Here is a 15733-nt window from a genome sequence, read left to right as displayed (position 1 = left end):
TCGATCGCACGCACTGGACGACGCTCCTGAACGGGCAAACACGCCCTAGAAGCCGTGGCGCGCCCCGCCGTCAACCGGGAGCATCACGCCCGTCAGATACGACGCCGCCGGCGACAGCAGGAACGCCGCCGTCGCGCCGAACTCCTCCGGCTTCCCGTAGCGACGCAGCGGGATTCGCGACTCGTTCGCCGCGCGCGCCGCCTCCGCGTCTCCCGACAGCGCGTCCAGTTCCCGCACCCGGTCCGTGTCGATGCGTGCCGGGAGCAGGCCGATCACGCGGATGCCCCGCGGGCCCAGTTCGTCCGAGAGGGACTTCGCGAAGCCCGCCAGGCCCGGGCGCAGGCCGTTGGAGATCGTCAGGCCGGGGATGGGTTCGTGGACCGAGCCGGACAGCACGAATCCGATGACACCGCCCTCCGACAGCTCCGCCGCCGCCGTCCGGGCCAGCCGCACCGCGCCGAGGAACACCGACTCGAACGCCGACGCCCACTGCGCGTCCGTGTTGTCCGCGACAAAGCCCGGTGCCGGACCGCCGACGCTGATGAGAATGCCGTCGAGGCGGCCGAAGTGCGCACGGGCCGCCGCGACCAGCCGTTCCGCGCCCGACTCGTCGGCGTTGTCCGAGGCCAGGCCCACCGCGTTCGGGCCCAGTTCGGCCGCCGCGTCCTTGACCGTCTTCTCGTCTCGTCCGGTGATGACGACCTTCGCGCCGTCGGCCACGAGCGCCCGCGCCGAGGCGTTGCCAAGGCCGCGTGAGGCGCCGGTCACGATGTAGACGCGGTCCTTCAGTCCAAGATCCATGGCTCTATCCTGCCGTCTCGTGCCGGCTCAGCGCGAGGGCCGTGTTGACCAGCCCGATGTGGCTGAACGCCTGCGGGAAGTTGCCGAGCTGGCGCCCCGCGATCGGGTCGTACTCCTCGGCGAGCAGCCCCACGTCGTTGCGGAGTTCGAGCAGCCGCTCGAACATCTCCCGCGCTTCCTTCACGCGGCCCGTCATGCACAGCGCGTCCGTCATCCAGAACGAGCAGGCGAGGAACGTCCCCTCGTCGCCGGGCAGCCCGTCGACAGGGACGCCCTCGGTGCTGTAGCGGCGCACCAGCGGGCCGGCGGCCAGCTCGGCCTGCACCGCGGCGACCGTGCCGAGGACCCGAGGGTCGTCGGGAGGGAGGAAGCCGACATGCGGGATGAGCAGCACCGCGGCGTCCAGTTCGGCCGAGCCGTACGACTGGGTGAAGGTGTTCCGTATCGGGTCGAAGCCTTTCTCGCACACCTCCCGGTGCACCTCGTCCCGCATGGCCCGCCAGCGTGCCGCGTCCCCGCGCAGCGTCGGGTCCGCCTCCAGGGTGCGCACCGCGCGGTCGGCCGCGACCCACGCCATCACCTTGGAGTGCACGAAGTGGCGGCGCGGGCCGCGTACTTCCCACAGCCCCTCGTCCGGTTCGCGCCACTTGGACTCCAGGAAGCCGAGGAGGCTCAGCTGGATGTTCCACGCGTGCCTCTCGGAGGCGAGCCCCGCCTCTCCGGCCACGAAGAGGGAGTCGATGACCTCGCCGTACACATCGAGCTGCAGTTGGTGCGCCGCGTCGTTGCCCACCCGGACCGGTTTGGAGCCGCCGTAGCCGTCGAGCCAGTTCAGTTCCATCTCGGGCAGTCGGCGTTCGCCCGCGAGCCCGTATATGACCTGCAGGTCTGCCGGGTCACCGGCCACCGCGCGCAGCAGCCAGTCGCGCCAGGCCGCGGCCTCGTCCAGATAGCCGACCGCCAGCAGCGCGCCCAGGGTGAGCGTGGAATCACGCAGCCAGCAGAAGCGGTAGTCCCAGTTCCGTACGCCGCCCATCTCCTCGGGCAGGGATGTCGTCGGCGCGGCGACGATCCCGCCGGTAGGTGCGTAGGTGAGTGCCTTGAGGGTGATCAGGGAGCGCATGACCGCTTCGCGGTAGGGGCCCTGGTACCGGCAGCGGGACGACCAGGCGGCCCAGTCCTCCAGACAGTGCCGCAGCGATTCGTGCGGGTCGACGAGTTCGGGTCGCGGTTTGTGCGAGGGGTGCCAGGTGAGCACGAACGCCACCTGCTCGCCCGCCGCGACCGTGAACGAGGAGCAGGTGCTGAACTGCTGGCCCCAGGTCCTGACCTCCGGTTCGCTGCGCAGCCACACGGAGTCGGGGCCCGCGATCGCCACCCGGTGCCCGTCCACACGTCGCATCCAGGGCACGACGGAGCCGTAGTCGAAACGCAGACGGAGGGTGGCGGCCATCTCGACGGTGCCGCTGACGCCTTCCACGATGCGTACGACATCGGGTGCTTTGTCCCGTTGTGGCATGAAGTCCAGAACTTTGACGGTTCCCGTGCGTGTCTCCCATACCGACTCGAGAACCAGCGACTCATCGACATATCGCCGACTGGTGCACGGCCCGGCCCCCTTGGGCGCGATCCGCCAGTGGCCGTTCTCCTCATCGCCGATGAGCGCGGCGAAGCAGGCCGCCGAGTCGAAGCGTGGGAGGCACAGCCAGTCGATGGAGCCGTCGGCACCGACCAGTGCGGCGGTCTGCAGATCGCCGATGAGCGCGTAGTCCTCGATTCGTTGGGTCACGCTCTGCCGTGTGCCCGCCGGAGATGACGGCTAAGCAGCCGCGGGGACCGGCTCCGGTGCGCTCTGCGCGGCTGCTGCCCTGTCCCGCTTCTCGCGCCGTACGAGGACCACCCAGCCGACGGGTACCGCGGCGGCGAAGAGCCACCACTGGACCGCGTACGCCATGTGCGCGCCGATGGACTCGTGGTCGGGATCCGGGATCTGTTCCGGGCCCGCACTGCCGGACTGCGGCTGCGTCTGCTCCAGATAGCCGCCGAGCACCGGACGGTCCAGCAGTTCCGCCTGCTGCCCGCTGTTGATCAGCATCACCTGACGCGGCGGCAGCCCGGTCAGGTCTTTGATCCCGCTGGCGCCGGTCGTCTCATCGGCCTTGAGCCTGCCGGTGACCATCACGCGGCCCTTCGGCGCGGCCGGTACGTCGGGGAACGCCTTCTGGTCGGCGGCGGCCGGGACCCAGCCGCGGTTGACCAGCACGGTCTTGCCGTCGGACAGCACCAGTGGCGTGAGGACATGGAAGCCGACGCGGTCGTCGGAGTTGGTGCGGCGGCGTACGACGACCTCGTGCGACGTGTCGAAGGTTCCCGTCGCAGTCACCTGCCGCCAGTAGTCGGGGCGCGGGACGGTGTGCCCCGGCGAGGTGAGATCGCCCACCGGCATCGGCTTCGCGTCGAGGTTCCGTGCGATCAGTGCGTTCTGCGCGACGCGGTGCTCATGGCGGTGCAGCTGCCAGAAACCCAGCTCGACCATCGTGGGGATCAGGACGAGGGCGATGAGGGTGAGGATCACCCACTGCCGGGACAACAGGAAGCGGTACACGGCTTCGACCGTACCCGTAGCGGCCGGGGGATCCGGACGGGGGGTCCCGGTGGTGTCCCGTCCGGACCCCCGGATCGCGGTGCGGTCACACCCTGTCGACGATGCCGGCCCTCCCCTCGGCCCGGGCGCAGTGCGCTCCGCAGTACCAGTGCCCCTCGACCTCGACCCCTTGGCCGATGATCTGGACCCGGCAGTGCTCACAGATGGGCGCCATGCGGTGGATGGCGCAGGAGAAGCAGTCGAAGACGTGCACCGCGCCTTGCGCGTGCACCTCGAAGGACATGCCGTAGTCGTTTCCGCAAACCTCGCAACGTGCCATGCGCCACAGGGTGGGACGCGGAGGCGGCCGGGGCGAGCGGGCCGTGGGCGAGTCGCGTCGGGTTCACTCCGATGCGGGTGCCGTGCCCGGCGGCCGCCCGGTGGCCGGCGTCACATGCCGCAACAGCTGGGTGAACACCGCCTCGTCGACGACGGGGGTGCCGTACGAAGCGGCCTTCACCGCCTTCGACGTCCCCGCGTGCGGGTCGTTCGTCACCAGCAGACTCGTCAGCCGGGAGACGCTCGAGGCGACATGCAGACCCGCGTCGGTCGCCCGGTCCTCCAGCAGCTCGCGCTCTATGGAGGTGTCGCCCGAGAACGCCACCCGCATGCCCTGCACCAGCTGGCCGCCCATCCGGTACCTGCCCGGGTTGGGGTACGGGCACGGAGGACGCTTGCGCGACGCGCGCCAGGTGCCGTGGCCGTACGACGGCTGATGGCCGATGCGCGGGGCGGGCGGGGGCTCGGACCACTCGGTCAGCGGGCGGCACTCCAGCAGCGGCAGTCGCACACCGTCGCGGGCTGCCGAGTGCAGGCTCGGGCGGAACGCCTCGGCCAGCACCCGCGCGTCGTCCAGCGCATGGTGGGCCCGCTGCTGCACGACGCCGTAGTGCGCGGCGAGCGTCTCCAGTTTGAAGTTGGCCAGCGGAAGCCCGAGCTCCCGGGCGAGCGCGATGGTGCACAGCCGCTGCCGGGTCGGTGCGGCCCGCTCGGCGCGTGCGTACTCGCGGGAGATCATTCCCCAGTCGAACGCCGCGTTGTGTGCGACCAGGACGCGGCCGTCCAGCCGGTCCGAGAGCTCGCCGGTGATGTCGCCGAACAGCGGGGCGCCTTCCAGCACGTCGCTCGTCAGACCGTGGATCCATACGGGGCCCGGATCACGCTCGGGGTTGACCAGGGTGTACCAGTGGTCCTCCACCTCGCCCTGGGCGTCGAGGCGGTAGACGGCAGCGGAGATTATCCGGTCGTGATGGGACAGCCCGGTGGTCTCCACGTCGACGACCGCGTACCCCTTCGGGTACGCGGCCGGCCACGTCGTCGCTGCGGTCGTACGGTCGTCGAGCATGGTCACAGAGAATACGGGCCGCCACCGACACCCAGGTTCCGCCCCGGCCCCCTCCGGTGGTGCGACCGGGGCTCGGCTGCGGCCAGTTCCCGCCCACAGCCGTCAACGGGGCCCGGAACGGGCGATGTACGACGCCGCTCACTCGATGGGAAGTCACCCTGCCGTGACACTCCGGCGGGTTGTCCGCGTGCACCCCGAGCCCGGGGTGAGACCCTCCACCCGTGACGGACGAGACCAAGGGTGAAGCATACGACGAACCGCACGGCGGCGCGCTCGGCACCCGGCTCAACTGGCTGCGGGCCGCGGTCCTCGGCGCCAACGACGGCGTCGTGTCGACGGCGGGCCTGGTCGTCGGCGTCGCCGGGGCGACCTCCGAGCGTGGCACCCTGCTCACGGCCGGACTCGCCGGACTGCTGGCCGGCTCCATGTCCATGGCCGCCGGTGAATATGTGTCCGTCTCCACCCAGCGCGACTCGGAGAAGGCGGCCCTCGCCGTGGAGAAGCGCGAGCTGAAGGAACAGCCCGAGGCCGAACTCGACGAGCTCACCGGCTTGTTGACCGAGCGCGGTCTGTCCCGCGACGTGGCGAGGGAGGCCGCGATCCAGCTGACCGAGCGCGACGCACTGCGTGCCCACGCACGGGTGGAGCTCGGCATCGACCCCGACGCCCTGACCAACCCCTGGCACGCGGCGGGCGCCAGTTTCCTCGCCTTCACCGCGGGCGCCCTGCTGCCGCTGCTCGCGATCGTGCTGCCGTCGGCGTCGCTCCGGCTGTACGTCACCGTCCTGTCGGTGCTCGCGGCCCTGGCCCTCACCGGATGGTGGAGCGCCCGCCTCGGCGAGGCGGGCCCGGCGCGCGCCGTGCTGCGCAACGTGGGCGGCGGGGCGCTGGCGATGGCGGTGACCTACGCGGCGGGGTCGCTGCTGGGGGCGGCGGGCGTCTGAACCCGTGCCGGGGCACCGCTTGGCCGAAGTCACCAAAATCCGCGGCGGGAGCAGCCTGCTTACTTGTCGGTAAGTACATCTATCCGCACCCCCGCCCGCGGCCCTACCGTGCACGCATGCCGAACCTGCCCGATGTCGTGCTGTGGTCCATACCCGCCTTCGTGCTGCTCACCGTCGTGGAGATGGTGAGCTATCGCCTCCATCCCGACGAGGACGCCGCCGGCTACGAGGCAAAGGATGCCGCGACGAGCATCGGCATGGGTCTCGGCAGCCTGCTCACCGACCTGGCCTGGAAGATCCCCGTCGTCGCGATCTACACCGCCGTGTACGAGCTGACGCCCCTCCGTGTCCCCGTCCTGTGGTGGACGGTCCTGCCGATGCTGCTCGCGCAGGACTTCTTCTACTACTGGTCCCACCGCGGCCACCACGTCGTCCGGATCCTGTGGGCCTGCCATGTCGTCCACCACTCCAGCCGGATGTTCAACCTCTCGACCGCGCTGCGCCAGCCCTGGACCAGCCTCACCTCATGGCCGTTCTACCTCCCGCTCGTCGCCTGCGGTGTGCACCCGGCAGCGCTCGCCTTCTGCTCCTCGGTCAACCTCGTGTACCAGTTCTGGATCCACACCGAGCGGGTCGACAGGCTGCCCCGGCCCTTCGAGTACGTCCTGAACACCCCCTCGCACCACCGGGTGCACCACGCCTCCCAGGGCAGCTACCTGGACCGCAACTTCGGCGGCATCCTCATCGTCTGGGACCGGCTCTTCGGGTCGTTCGCCCCCGAGACCGAGCGGCCCGTCTACGGGCTCACCAAGAACATCGGGACGTACAACCCGCTGAAGGTGGCCACCCACGAGTACGCGGCAATCGCCAGGGACGTACGCAATGCCCGCACGCTGCGCGAGGTGGCCGGGCGCCTCTTCCGCGGACCCGGCTGGGAGCCGGCGCCGTGAGGTGGCAGGGAGGGCTCCGCGGCAGGCGTACCGTGTGAGCGGTACTCACCACTCGTTCAGCAAGGACCCAGCAGCATGCGCGCCACAGTCATCCACGCCCCGCACGACATCCGCGTGGAGGAGGTGCCGGACCCCGTCGTCCAGCAGCCCACCGACGTGGTCCTGCGCGTACTGCGGGCCTGCATCTGCGGCAGCGACCTGTGGGCCTACCGCGGGGAGTCCTCCCGGCAGCCCGGGCAGCGCATCGGGCACGAGTTCCTCGGTGTGGTCGAGCAGGCCGGTGCGGACGTCGCCGGCTTCGGACCCGGTGACCTGGTCGTCGCCCCGTTCGTCTGGTCCGACGGCACCTGCGACTACTGCGGCGAAGGACTGCACACCTCCTGCCCGCAGGGTGGCTTCTGGGGCTCGGTCGGTTCCGACGGCGGCCAGGGCGAGGCGGTACGAGTTCCGTTCGCCGACGGCACCCTTGTCAAACTGCCGGCCGATGCCGCCTCGGACGACCGGCTGCTGACCGCCCTCCTCGCCCTCTCCGACGTGATGGGCACCGGACACCACGCCGCTGTCGGCGCGGGAGTCACCCGCGGCAGCACCGTGGCCGTCGTCGGTGACGGAGCCGTCGGCCTGTGCGGTGTGCTGGCCGCCAAGCGCCTCGGCGCCGAACGGATCATCGCGCTCGGCCGCCACCAGGCGCGCACCGACATCGCCGTCGCCTTCGGAGCCACCGACGTCGTCGCCGAGCGTGGCGAAGCCGCCGAGGCCGCCGTGCGCGAGCTGACCGGAGGGCAGGGTGCGCACGCCGTGATCGAGGCCGTCGGCACCGAGCAGTCGATGCGTACGGCCGTCGGCATCACCCGCGACGGCGGCGCGATCGGCTATGTCGGCGTCCCGCACGGCAGCGGCACCGGCCTCGACCTGTCCGTCATGTTCGACCGGAACATCGCGCTGCGCGGCGGTGTGGCCCCGGTCCGCGCCTACATTCCCGAACTGCTCCCCGACGTCCTGGACGGCACCATCGACCCGTCGCCCGTCTTCGACCTGGCGGTCGGTCTCGACGGTGTGCCCGAGGGCTACAAGGCGATGGACGAGCGCACCGCACTGAAGGTCCTCATCACGCCGTGACCGGTGCCCAGGCAGGTGCCGCGGCACGACCTGACCGGCAGCCGTCGCCGGACAACGCGGCGCTCACCGGCGCCACATGGGCGCGTCCTCACCCCAACGTCCGGACGGCCGGACCCAGTCGGCCGGTCCGCCGGCGAACGAGACCGCGGGCAGGGCATGACGCAGCCGGCCCACGGGGCTGTCCGTCTCGGTGAGCCAGGGTCGCGGGTCGTAGCCCTCGGGTGCGGCGGTGGCCGGGTCCTTGTCCAGGCCGCCGGTCAGCCAGGCAGCCGTCTGCGTCAGGGCGAGCTCCACCAGCCGGGCGCCTCCGGAGCCGTGCTGCTCGGTCAGCGCCCGCAGCACACCGGCGGCGAGCAGATAGCCCGTGCCGTGGTCCAGGGCCTGGGTGGGCAGCGCTCCCGGCCGCTGCCCGTCCCCCTCGATGCCCGCGATCCCGGTGGCGGCCTGCACCAGGCTGTCGAAGCCGCGCCGCCCCGCCCACGGGCCGTAGCGCCCCCAGGCCGAGAGCCTGCCCACCACGAGACCGGGCCGCCGCGCCGCGAGCTCGTGCGGGGCCAGGCCGAACCGGTCCAGGGCACCCGGCCGGTAGCCGGTGATCACCACGTCGGCACTGCGGAGAAGTTCTTCGAACGTGTCCCGGCCGGTGGCGCTGCGGAGGTCGAGCCGGGCGGACCGTTTGCCCATGCCCGTGTCGTTGTGCGCGTCCTGGCTCTCCGGCAGCCGCGTAGAGTCGATCCGCAGCACGTCGGCGCCGAGCAGGGCCAGAGTGCGGGTGGCGACCGGGCCCGCGAGCACCCTCGTCAGGTCCAGGACCCGCAGACCCGCGCACGGCAGCCCGGCCGGACCGCCGGCCGGACGCCGCTCCGGCGCGTCCCCGATCCGTTCCGTGACCAGCAGCGGATGCGCGGCCGCGGCCGCGCCCTGGGGATGCTCCGCCCACTCCGTCGCGCTGCGCGCGGCGACGGCCAGTCCGCCCGCGGCGTACACGCTCTCCTCGATCTCCACCGCCCGGCGCTCGGCAACGGCCGCGGCGACGGCGTCCTCGCCCGCGTCGGCGGGCAGTCGCAGCGCATGGAGCAACCGGGCACGGTGGTGCGGGTAGTTGGCATGGGTACGCACCCAGCCGTCGGCGGCACTCCAGAACCGGGAGAGCGGGGCGAACGTCACCGCGGCCACCCCGTCGACCCGCACCAGCCGGTCGCAGAGGAATGCCGCGGTCACCGCCCCGTCGTCCACCCGGACCGCGGGGACCGGGCCGCCGGAGCGGCATGCGGCGAGTTCGGCGGCCGCCAGCGAGCAGACCGCCGTGGTCGCCCGCGCCAGCTCGAGCACGGGCAGCCGGGCAGGCAGCCCGCCGTGGCCCGCGTACTCCACCTGCCCCAACAGCGCGCTGTCGCCGCCCAGCTCGGCCCATGCCCGTGCCGTACCGCTCGACGGTGTATGTGCCATGCACCCACTATGGCGTATCGAACGCAAGGGCCCGGTGCGCAGTCTCCGCACCGGGCCCCGCAGAAAAGGTGTGACTACCGGCGGACCGCGTCAAGAGCGTCGGCGACGCCCGTGCCGTAGAAGCCGTTGTTGCGCTCGCCGCCCTCGCAGACCGCGTCGACCGTCCCGTCCTTGTTGATGTCGTACGGGTTGGTGCACTCGGTGTCGTCGGCCTGCGCGTACAGCAGACCCTTCACCAGCGCCGGAGGCGCGTACGGGTGCGTCGACTTGATGAGTGCGGCGACACCCGCGACATGCGGGGAGGCCATCGACGTACCGGCCTTGTAGCCGAACTTGCCGCCCGGCAGGGTCGACAGGATGCGGCCGTCGGTCGCCGGGGCGTCCGGCGTCTGGTAGACGGTCGAGTCACCGCCGGGGGCGGAGATGTCGACAACGCCGTTGCCGTAGTTGGAGTACGAGGCCTTCAGGTTCTTCGCGCCCAGCGCGGAGACCGTCACGACGCCCGGGATCTGCGTCGGGATGTCGAGGCACTCGCGCGGGTTGATCTTCCGCTCGACCGGCGTGGTGTCGTTCGGGCTCGTGGTGTCGGTGAGCTCGTCGGCGGCGAGGTCCATCCGCGAGTTGCCCGCGGCGGCCACGTTCACCGCGCCCTTGCGCTCCGCGTACCGGGTGGCCCGGGACACGGCCTCGACGAGGGCCTTCTGGTCCGCGTCGTTCTTGCAGTTGAACAGCCACGGGTCCGTGTAGTAGCTGTTGTTGGTCACGTCGACGCCGTGCTCGGCGGCCCACACGAAGCCGCAGACGACCGCCTCCGTGTAGAAGAAGCCGTCGGGCTGCGAGACCTTGATGCCGGAGACCTTCACGCCCGGCGCGACACCGGTGACCCCGACGCCGTTCTTCGCCGCGGCGATCGTGCCCGCGACGTGCGTACCGTGGTCGCTCTCGGTCGGGCCCGGACGCCAGGCGCCGTCCGTCGTGTCCGGGGCGCCGCCGACGCAGCTGACCGAGGCGTTCCGGTCGAAGTTCGGGGCGAGGTCGGGGTGGGTGTCGTCGACACCCGTGTCGATGACCGCGACCGTGACCTTCTTGCTGCCCAGCGTCTTCTCGTGGGCCTTGTCCGCCTTGATGGCGGGCAGGTCCCACTGCAGCGGCTCCAGCGGGTCCTGGCCCGCTTCCGCCGCGCCCGCGGCCGCCTCGGCCTCCGCGGCGGTCAGCGGACGCTCCGACTCGATGGCAGTGTCGGCTGCGGGAGCAATGGGGGCGGTGCGGGTGACACCGGCCGATGCGACACCGCGGACCGCGCGGATCGTGTCCGCGAACGCGGGGTTCTGCGAGTGGACGACGACGACGCCTATCTGGTCGTAGGCGTGGACTATCGTGCCGCCGGCCTTGGATATCGCCTTCTTGACGGCCTTGGCGTTGCCGTGACCGCCCTTCACGTTGACCACGTACGACAGCTTGGGGCCGTCCGTCGACACCGCGGCCGGAACCTCCTCGGCGACTGCTGCCGACGCCGTACCCGTCGGCAGGAATCCGAGCGAGGCCGTGAGCGCCAGACCGACAGGCACCGCGAGTGCGCGCCGTCGTCTGGATCCCAGATGAGCCATGGGTTCTCCACATCATCCGTGACAACCGCCCAGACACCCCTTGCGAATGGGCGGGTACATGACGAGCGAAGCTATCGCCGATCATGCCCCCACATCAATGGATTCGGGCAGATGTGCCACAACGGGTCGGACACGAAGTACAAGGAAAAACAACAGAGGTGAACCGGTTCGGTGCGTACTCCGTGCCGTTGTCAGGGAGTGGAAGAACACTCGACCGCACCCCCCGGCAAGATCCCCCCGTCCACCACCTCACCCGCGTCGCGAGGAGTTTCCGTGGCCACCGATGCACCGCCGCCGCCCCAGCGCGGTACGGACGCCAGCCCCGCCCAGCCCACGACAGAGTCGTTCGTCTCGGTGCAGGAAAGTACGGAATTCGGCGAACTGCGCCGCACCTACCGTTCCTTCGCCTTCCCCCTGACCGTGGCGTTCATCGCCTGGTACCTGCTGTACGTCCTGCTCTCCAACTACGCCGGCGGCTTCATGGGCACGAAGCTCTTCGGCAACATCAACGTCGCCCTCGTCCTCGGGCTCGCCCAGTTCGCCACCACGTTCCTCATCGCCTGGTTCTACTCGCGGTACGCCGCCTCGAAGCTCGACCCGAAGGCGGAAGCCATCAAGTCCCGTATGGAGGCCGACGCATGAGCCCCGCCCTGCAGCTCGCGGCGTCCAGCGCCACCACCGAGCACCGGCCGCTGATCATCACCCTCTTCGCGGCTTTTGTCGTCGCCACTCTCTGCATCACCGTGTGGGCGGGCCGTCAGACCAAGGACGCGGCCGACTTCTACGCCGGAGGCCGCCAGTTCACCGGCTTCCAGAACGGCCTCGCGATCTCTGGCGACTACATGTCGGCCGCCTCGTTCCTCGGTATCGCCGGCGCCATCGCCCTCTTCGGCTACGACGGCTTCCTCTACTCGATCGGCTTCCTGGTCGCCTGGCTCGTCGCCCTGCTGCTCGTCGCCGAGCCGCTGCGCAACTCCGGCCGCTACACGATGGGCGACGTGCTCGCCTACCGCATGCGCCAGCGTCCGGTGCGCACCGCGGCCGGTACGTCCACCATCGTCGTCTCGATCTTCTATCTGCTGGCGCAGATGGCGGGCGCCGGCGTGCTCGTCTCGCTGCTGCTCGGCATCACCAGTGACGGCGGGAAGATCGCGATCGTCGCCCTCGTCGGCCTGCTGATGATCGTGTACGTGACGGTCGGCGGCATGAAGGGCACCACCTGGGTGCAGATGGTCAAGGCCGTCCTGCTGATCGTGGGCACCCTGCTCATCACCTTCCTGGTGCTGTGGAAGTTCAACTTCAACATCTCCGACCTGCTCGGCCAGGCCGCCGAGAAGAGCGGCAAGGGCTCGGCCTTCCTCGAACCCGGCCTCAAGTACGGCGCCGACAGCCTGACCAAGCTCGACTTCCTCTCGCTCGGTATCGCCCTCGTCCTCGGCACCGCCGGCCTTCCGCACATCCTCATCCGCTTCTACACGGTGCCCACCGCCAAGGCCGCCCGTAAGTCCGTGAACTGGGCGATCGGCATCATCGGCGGCTTCTACCTCATGACCATCGCTCTCGGCTTCGGTGCCGCGGCCCTGGTCGGACCCGCCGAGATCACCGCCTCCAACAAGGCGGGCAACACGGCGGCGCCCCTGCTCGCCCTGCACCTCGGCGGTGTCGACTCGGCCGGCGGCGCGATCCTGCTCGCCGTGATCTCCGCGGTCGCCTTCGCCACCATCCTCGCCGTGGTCGCCGGCCTCACGCTCGCCTCCTCGTCGTCCTTCGCGCACGACATCTACGCGAACGTCATCCGCAAGGGACAGGCCACCGAGAAGGAGGAGGTCCGGGCCGCCCGCTGGGCCACTGTCGCCATCGGCATCGTGTCGATCGCGCTCGGCGCCATGGCCCGCGACCTGAACGTCGCCGGCCTGGTCGCCCTGGCCTTCGCCGTCGCCGCGTCGGCGAACCTGCCCACGATCCTCTACAGCCTGTTCTGGAAGAGGTTCACCACGCAGGGCGCCCTGTGGTCCATCTACGGCGGCCTTGCCTCCTCGGTGATCCTGGTGCTCTTCTCGCCGGTCGTCTCCGGCAAGGCGTCCTCGATGTTCCCGGACGTCGACTTCTCCTGGTTCCCGCTGGAGAACCCCGGCCTGGTCTCCATCCCGGTCGGCTTCCTGCTCGGCTGGATCGGCTCGCTCCTGTCCAAGGAGGAGCCCGACAAGGGCAAGTACGCCGAGCTCGAGGTCAAGTCGCTGACCGGAGTCGGAGCCCACTGACGCCGGACCACGGGCAACGGGCACGGCCGCGTCGTAGGGATCTACGATGCGGCCGTGCCGTGCCTCGTGCCAATCGGGCCACCTCGGCGTCAGTACGGTGACGTAGGCTCGGAACTGTCAGATCCGCGAATGGGGGAGGGGGCCCACAGTGCTCATCGACACCTACGGCCGAGTGGCCACTGACCTGCGCGTTTCCCTGACGGACCGCTGTAATCTGCGGTGTACGTACTGCATGCCCGAAGAGGGCCTGCAGTGGCTGAAAAAGCCCGATCTGCTGACCGACGACGAGATCGTCCGGCTGATCCGTATCGCCGTCACCGACCTCGGCATCACCGAGGTCCGCTTCACCGGCGGCGAGCCTTTGCTGCGCCCCGGCCTGGTCGGAATCGTCGAGCGGGTCGCCGCCCTCGAGCCCCGCCCCAGGATGTCCCTGACGACCAACGGCATCGGACTCAAGCGCACCGCCGCCGCCCTCCGGGCCGCCGGCCTCGACCGCGTCAACGTCTCCCTCGACACGCTGCGCCCCGACGTCTTCAAGACGCTGACCCGCCGCGACCGCCACCACGACGTGCTGGACGGCCTCGAAGCCGCCCGCGCCGCCGGCCTCACCCCGGTCAAGGTCAACGCCGTCCTGATGCCGGGCCTCAACGACGACGAGGCCCCCGACATGCTCGCCTGGGCCGTGGCCAACGACTACGAGCTGCGCTTCATCGAGCAGATGCCGCTGGACGCCCAGCACGGCTGGAAACGCGACGGCATGATCACCGCCGGCGACATCCTCGAATCCCTGCGCACGCGCTTCACCCTCACCCCCGAGGGCGACCGGGCACGCGGCTCCGCGCCCGCCGAGCGCTGGCTCGTCGACGGCGGACCCCACCGGGTCGGCGTCATCGCCTCCGTCACCCGCCCGTTCTGCAGCGCCTGCGACCGTACCCGCCTCACCGCCGACGGCCAGGTGCGCACCTGCCTGTTCGCGACCGAGGAGACCGACCTGCGCGCGGCGCTGCGGTCGGACGCTCCGGACGAGGACGTCGCCCGGATCTGGAAGCTCGCGATGTGGGGAAAGAAGGCCGGATCCGGTCTCGACGACCCGTCGTTCCTGCAGCCCGAGCGCCCGATGTCGGCGATCGGCGGCTGATCGCCGGGCAGCGGCTCACTCGCCCTGCCGGCGCTCCCATTCCTCCAGGGTCACCACGTCCTTGAGGAACCCGCGTACGCCGAGGAACTGCGACAGGTGTTCCCGGTGCTCCTCGCAGGCCAGCCACGTCTTCCGGCGCTCGGGGGTGTGCAGTTTGGGGTTGTTCCACGCGAGGACCCAGACGGCGCTCGTGCGGCAGCCCTTGGCGGAACAGATCGGGGTTTCGTCACTCACCGGATCATTGTCCCAACATGGCGACGCCGAGCAGCCACGGGGGGAGCTGCCCGGCGTCGGTCCGTCGCTCCGACGGGGGATGCGGAGCGCGTACGAAGTATGTCACGGGTAACGGGCTGGCGGGCACAGGAACTTCATGATTGATCTGAGGTTTTCCTGAGGTTCGCGGACCACGTCGCAGGTGGTCGCAAATCACCCCTGTTCGGACGCGTCCCGTTCCCGTTCGAAAGACTCCGACGACGGGTCGGCATCCTCCGGACCCTCGTGCGCGGCCGGTGCGATCATCGGCCGCGTCGGCGTCGGGACGAACGTCGACGGCAGCGAAGGGGCGTTCTCCCGGCCCGCGTTGGCGATGACCACCGAGATGTACGGCAGGAGAACGCCGAGCACCAGCGCGACGACGGCCACATGGCGTTCCACGTTCCACAGCACCGCGGCCAGGATCACCGAAACGGTCCGTACGGACATCGAGATCACATAGCGGCGCTGCCGGGCGCGCACGTCGTCGGCGAGCCCCTGCCTGGCCCCGGTGATCCGGAAGACCTCCGTACCGCCGTGTCTGCGCATCACGCTCCACCACCCGATTCCCGCGTGCGGGGCGATCCCGTACAACCCGTCCCGACGCATCCACGGTACGCCGCCGCTGCGCCGTGTTCGAGAGCGGGGCACCCCGGACGGCGACCCCGGACGGCGACCCCGGACGGCCCCCGGACGGCGGCCGCCCCGAAGGCGGGGCGACGCGTTTGGGTGCCCCGACGTGCGGCCCATGGCACGCGGGCCGAGACTGACAGGCGTAACTGCTCACGCGGAGCCGTACAAGGAGGCAGCCATGGGCTGGTTGTGGGCGATCATCGTGGGATTCGTACTCGGCCTGATCGCCAAGGCGATCATCCCGGGCAAACAGCACAGTCCGCTCTGGCTGACCACGATCTTCGGCATCATCGGCGCGCTCATCGGCAACGCTCTGGCCCGGGCGTTCGGCATCGCCGAGACCAGCGGCATCGACTGGGGCCGGCACGCGCTCCAGCTCGGGGCCGCGATCGTCGTCGTCTTCCTCGGCGACATGGCCTACACGTCGATCCGCGGCGGCAAGAAACGAACCGCGTGACGGCGTGACACGGACGGCGGCGGGGGGGGGGGGGGGGGGGCCCCCCCCCCCCCCCCCCCTTCCCCCCCCCCCCCCCCCTCCACCCCACCCGACCCCCCCCCCACCCCAACCCCCCCTCCCCCCCCCCCACACC

The 15733-nt window shown here is 70.8% G+C and carries 16 protein-coding genes; 7 read left to right on the top strand and 9 right to left on the bottom strand.

What is annotated here, in order from left to right; all coding sequences use genetic code 11:
• Window positions 1-45: 45 nt before the first annotated feature.
• The 5 genes from AC067Z_RS00225 to AC067Z_RS00205 form a co-directional block, all read right to left on the bottom strand.
• Window positions 46-801: an SDR family oxidoreductase gene (locus AC067Z_RS00225; RefSeq protein WP_478787129.1), complete on the bottom strand. Its 756-nt coding sequence runs from the start codon at window positions 799-801 to the stop codon at window positions 46-48.
• 4 nt (window positions 802-805) lie between these two features.
• A complete protein-coding gene (locus tag AC067Z_RS00220) occupies window positions 806-2590 on the bottom strand; it encodes a glycoside hydrolase family 15 protein (RefSeq protein ID WP_478787128.1) in 1785 nt (594 codons plus the stop codon).
• Between the two features lie 30 nt (window positions 2591-2620).
• Window positions 2621-3406: an SURF1 family cytochrome oxidase biogenesis protein gene (locus AC067Z_RS00215; RefSeq protein WP_478787127.1), complete on the bottom strand. Its 786-nt coding sequence runs from the start codon at window positions 3404-3406 to the stop codon at window positions 2621-2623.
• A gap of 85 nt (window positions 3407-3491) precedes the next feature.
• Complete coding sequence (locus tag AC067Z_RS00210) at window positions 3492-3725, bottom strand: hypothetical protein (protein ID WP_100106509.1); 234 nt, start codon at window positions 3723-3725, stop codon at window positions 3492-3494.
• A gap of 63 nt (window positions 3726-3788) precedes the next feature.
• Window positions 3789-4790 carry a DEDDh family exonuclease gene (locus AC067Z_RS00205; RefSeq protein WP_478787126.1) on the bottom strand — a complete coding sequence of 334 codons (1002 nt, stop codon included), beginning with the start codon at window positions 4788-4790 and terminating at the stop codon, window positions 3789-3791.
• 221 nt (window positions 4791-5011) lie between these two features.
• On the opposite strand from AC067Z_RS00205, the gene AC067Z_RS00200 reads away from it, so the two are divergent.
• The 3 genes from AC067Z_RS00200 (at window position 5012) to AC067Z_RS00190 (ending at window position 7803) form a co-directional block, all read left to right on the top strand.
• Window positions 5012-5734, top strand: a complete 723-nt coding sequence (locus AC067Z_RS00200) for a VIT1/CCC1 transporter family protein (RefSeq protein WP_478787125.1) — start codon at window positions 5012-5014, stop codon at window positions 5732-5734.
• Window positions 5735-5850: 116 nt separating this feature from the next.
• On the top strand, window positions 5851-6684 hold the full coding sequence (locus tag AC067Z_RS00195; RefSeq protein WP_478787124.1) for a sterol desaturase family protein: 834 nt from the start codon (window positions 5851-5853) through the stop codon (window positions 6682-6684).
• A 75-nt stretch (window positions 6685-6759) separates the two neighbouring features.
• Window positions 6760-7803, top strand: coding sequence for a zinc-dependent alcohol dehydrogenase family protein (locus tag AC067Z_RS00190; RefSeq protein ID WP_478787123.1), 1044 nt, complete (start codon window positions 6760-6762; stop codon window positions 7801-7803).
• A gap of 63 nt (window positions 7804-7866) precedes the next feature.
• Here the strand turns inward: AC067Z_RS00190 and AC067Z_RS00185 are convergent, their stop codons facing one another.
• Complete coding sequence (locus tag AC067Z_RS00185; protein ID WP_478787122.1) at window positions 7867-9252, bottom strand: CoA transferase; 1386 nt, start codon at window positions 9250-9252, stop codon at window positions 7867-7869.
• A gap of 74 nt (window positions 9253-9326) precedes the next feature.
• Window positions 9327-10859 carry a S8 family peptidase gene (locus AC067Z_RS00180; RefSeq protein ID WP_478787121.1) on the bottom strand — a complete coding sequence of 511 codons (1533 nt, stop codon included), beginning with the start codon at window positions 10857-10859 and terminating at the stop codon, window positions 9327-9329.
• 273 nt (window positions 10860-11132) lie between these two features.
• Here AC067Z_RS00180 and AC067Z_RS00175 point away from each other — a divergent pair, with 273 nt between their 5' ends.
• The 3 genes from AC067Z_RS00175 (at window position 11133) to moaA (ending at window position 14258) form a co-directional block, all read left to right on the top strand.
• Window positions 11133-11501 (top strand): DUF485 domain-containing protein, encoded by a 369-nt coding sequence (locus AC067Z_RS00175; RefSeq protein WP_478787120.1) that lies wholly within the window; start codon window positions 11133-11135, stop codon window positions 11499-11501.
• Window positions 11498-13120 (top strand): solute symporter family protein, encoded by a 1623-nt coding sequence (locus tag AC067Z_RS00170; protein WP_478787119.1) that lies wholly within the window; start codon window positions 11498-11500, stop codon window positions 13118-13120. Before AC067Z_RS00175 ends, AC067Z_RS00170 begins: the two co-directional genes overlap by 4 nt.
• A 148-nt stretch (window positions 13121-13268) precedes the next feature.
• Window positions 13269-14258, top strand: coding sequence for a GTP 3',8-cyclase MoaA (gene moaA, locus AC067Z_RS00165; protein ID WP_478787118.1), 990 nt, complete (start codon window positions 13269-13271; stop codon window positions 14256-14258).
• 15 nt (window positions 14259-14273) lie between these two features.
• On the opposite strand, the gene AC067Z_RS00160 is transcribed toward moaA, so the two are convergent.
• Together AC067Z_RS00160 and AC067Z_RS00155 are read right to left on the bottom strand one after the other, a co-directional pair.
• The gene (locus AC067Z_RS00160; protein WP_478787117.1) at window positions 14274-14492 is read right to left on the bottom strand and encodes a hypothetical protein; all 219 of its coding nucleotides are present in this window, start codon (window positions 14490-14492) and stop codon (window positions 14274-14276) included.
• 192 nt (window positions 14493-14684) lie between these two features.
• Window positions 14685-15059, bottom strand: a complete 375-nt coding sequence (locus AC067Z_RS00155) for a DUF3099 domain-containing protein (protein WP_478787572.1) — start codon at window positions 15057-15059, stop codon at window positions 14685-14687.
• Window positions 15060-15321: 262 nt separating this feature from the next.
• On the opposite strand from AC067Z_RS00155, the gene AC067Z_RS00150 reads away from it, so the two are divergent.
• Entirely contained in the window at window positions 15322-15600 is a 279-nt protein-coding gene (locus tag AC067Z_RS00150) for a GlsB/YeaQ/YmgE family stress response membrane protein (RefSeq protein WP_478787116.1), read from the top strand.
• Window positions 15601-15733: the final 133 nt, after the last annotated feature.

Source organism: Streptomyces sp. NPDC043812 (genome assembly GCF_056436245.1).
The sequence above is the reverse complement of the archived record's forward strand: the minus strand, read 5'-3'. Positions and strand labels throughout refer to the sequence as shown.

Excerpts from the sequence above, each read along its gene's own strand:
- AC067Z_RS00155 (WP_478787572.1), bottom strand. The coding sequence starts at position 15,059 with ATGCGCAGACACGGCGGTACGGAGGTCTTCCGGATCACCGGGGCCAGG.
- AC067Z_RS00190 (WP_478787123.1), top strand. The coding sequence starts at position 6,760 with ATGCGCGCCACAGTCATCCACGCCCCGCACGACATCCGCGTGGAGGAG.
- AC067Z_RS00225 (WP_478787129.1), bottom strand. The coding sequence starts at position 801 with ATGGATCTTGGACTGAAGGACCGCGTCTACATCGTGACCGGCGCCTCA.
- AC067Z_RS00170 (WP_478787119.1), top strand. The coding sequence starts at position 11,498 with ATGAGCCCCGCCCTGCAGCTCGCGGCGTCCAGCGCCACCACCGAGCAC.
- AC067Z_RS00185 (WP_478787122.1), bottom strand. The coding sequence starts at position 9,252 with ATGGCACATACACCGTCGAGCGGTACGGCACGGGCATGGGCCGAGCTG.
- AC067Z_RS00195 (WP_478787124.1), top strand. The coding sequence starts at position 5,851 with ATGCCGAACCTGCCCGATGTCGTGCTGTGGTCCATACCCGCCTTCGTG.
- AC067Z_RS00205 (WP_478787126.1), bottom strand. The coding sequence starts at position 4,790 with ATGCTCGACGACCGTACGACCGCAGCGACGACGTGGCCGGCCGCGTAC.
- AC067Z_RS00210 (WP_100106509.1), bottom strand. The coding sequence starts at position 3,725 with ATGGCACGTTGCGAGGTTTGCGGAAACGACTACGGCATGTCCTTCGAG.
- AC067Z_RS00180 (WP_478787121.1), bottom strand. The coding sequence starts at position 10,859 with ATGGCTCATCTGGGATCCAGACGACGGCGCGCACTCGCGGTGCCTGTC.
- AC067Z_RS00150 (WP_478787116.1), top strand. The coding sequence starts at position 15,322 with ATGGGCTGGTTGTGGGCGATCATCGTGGGATTCGTACTCGGCCTGATC.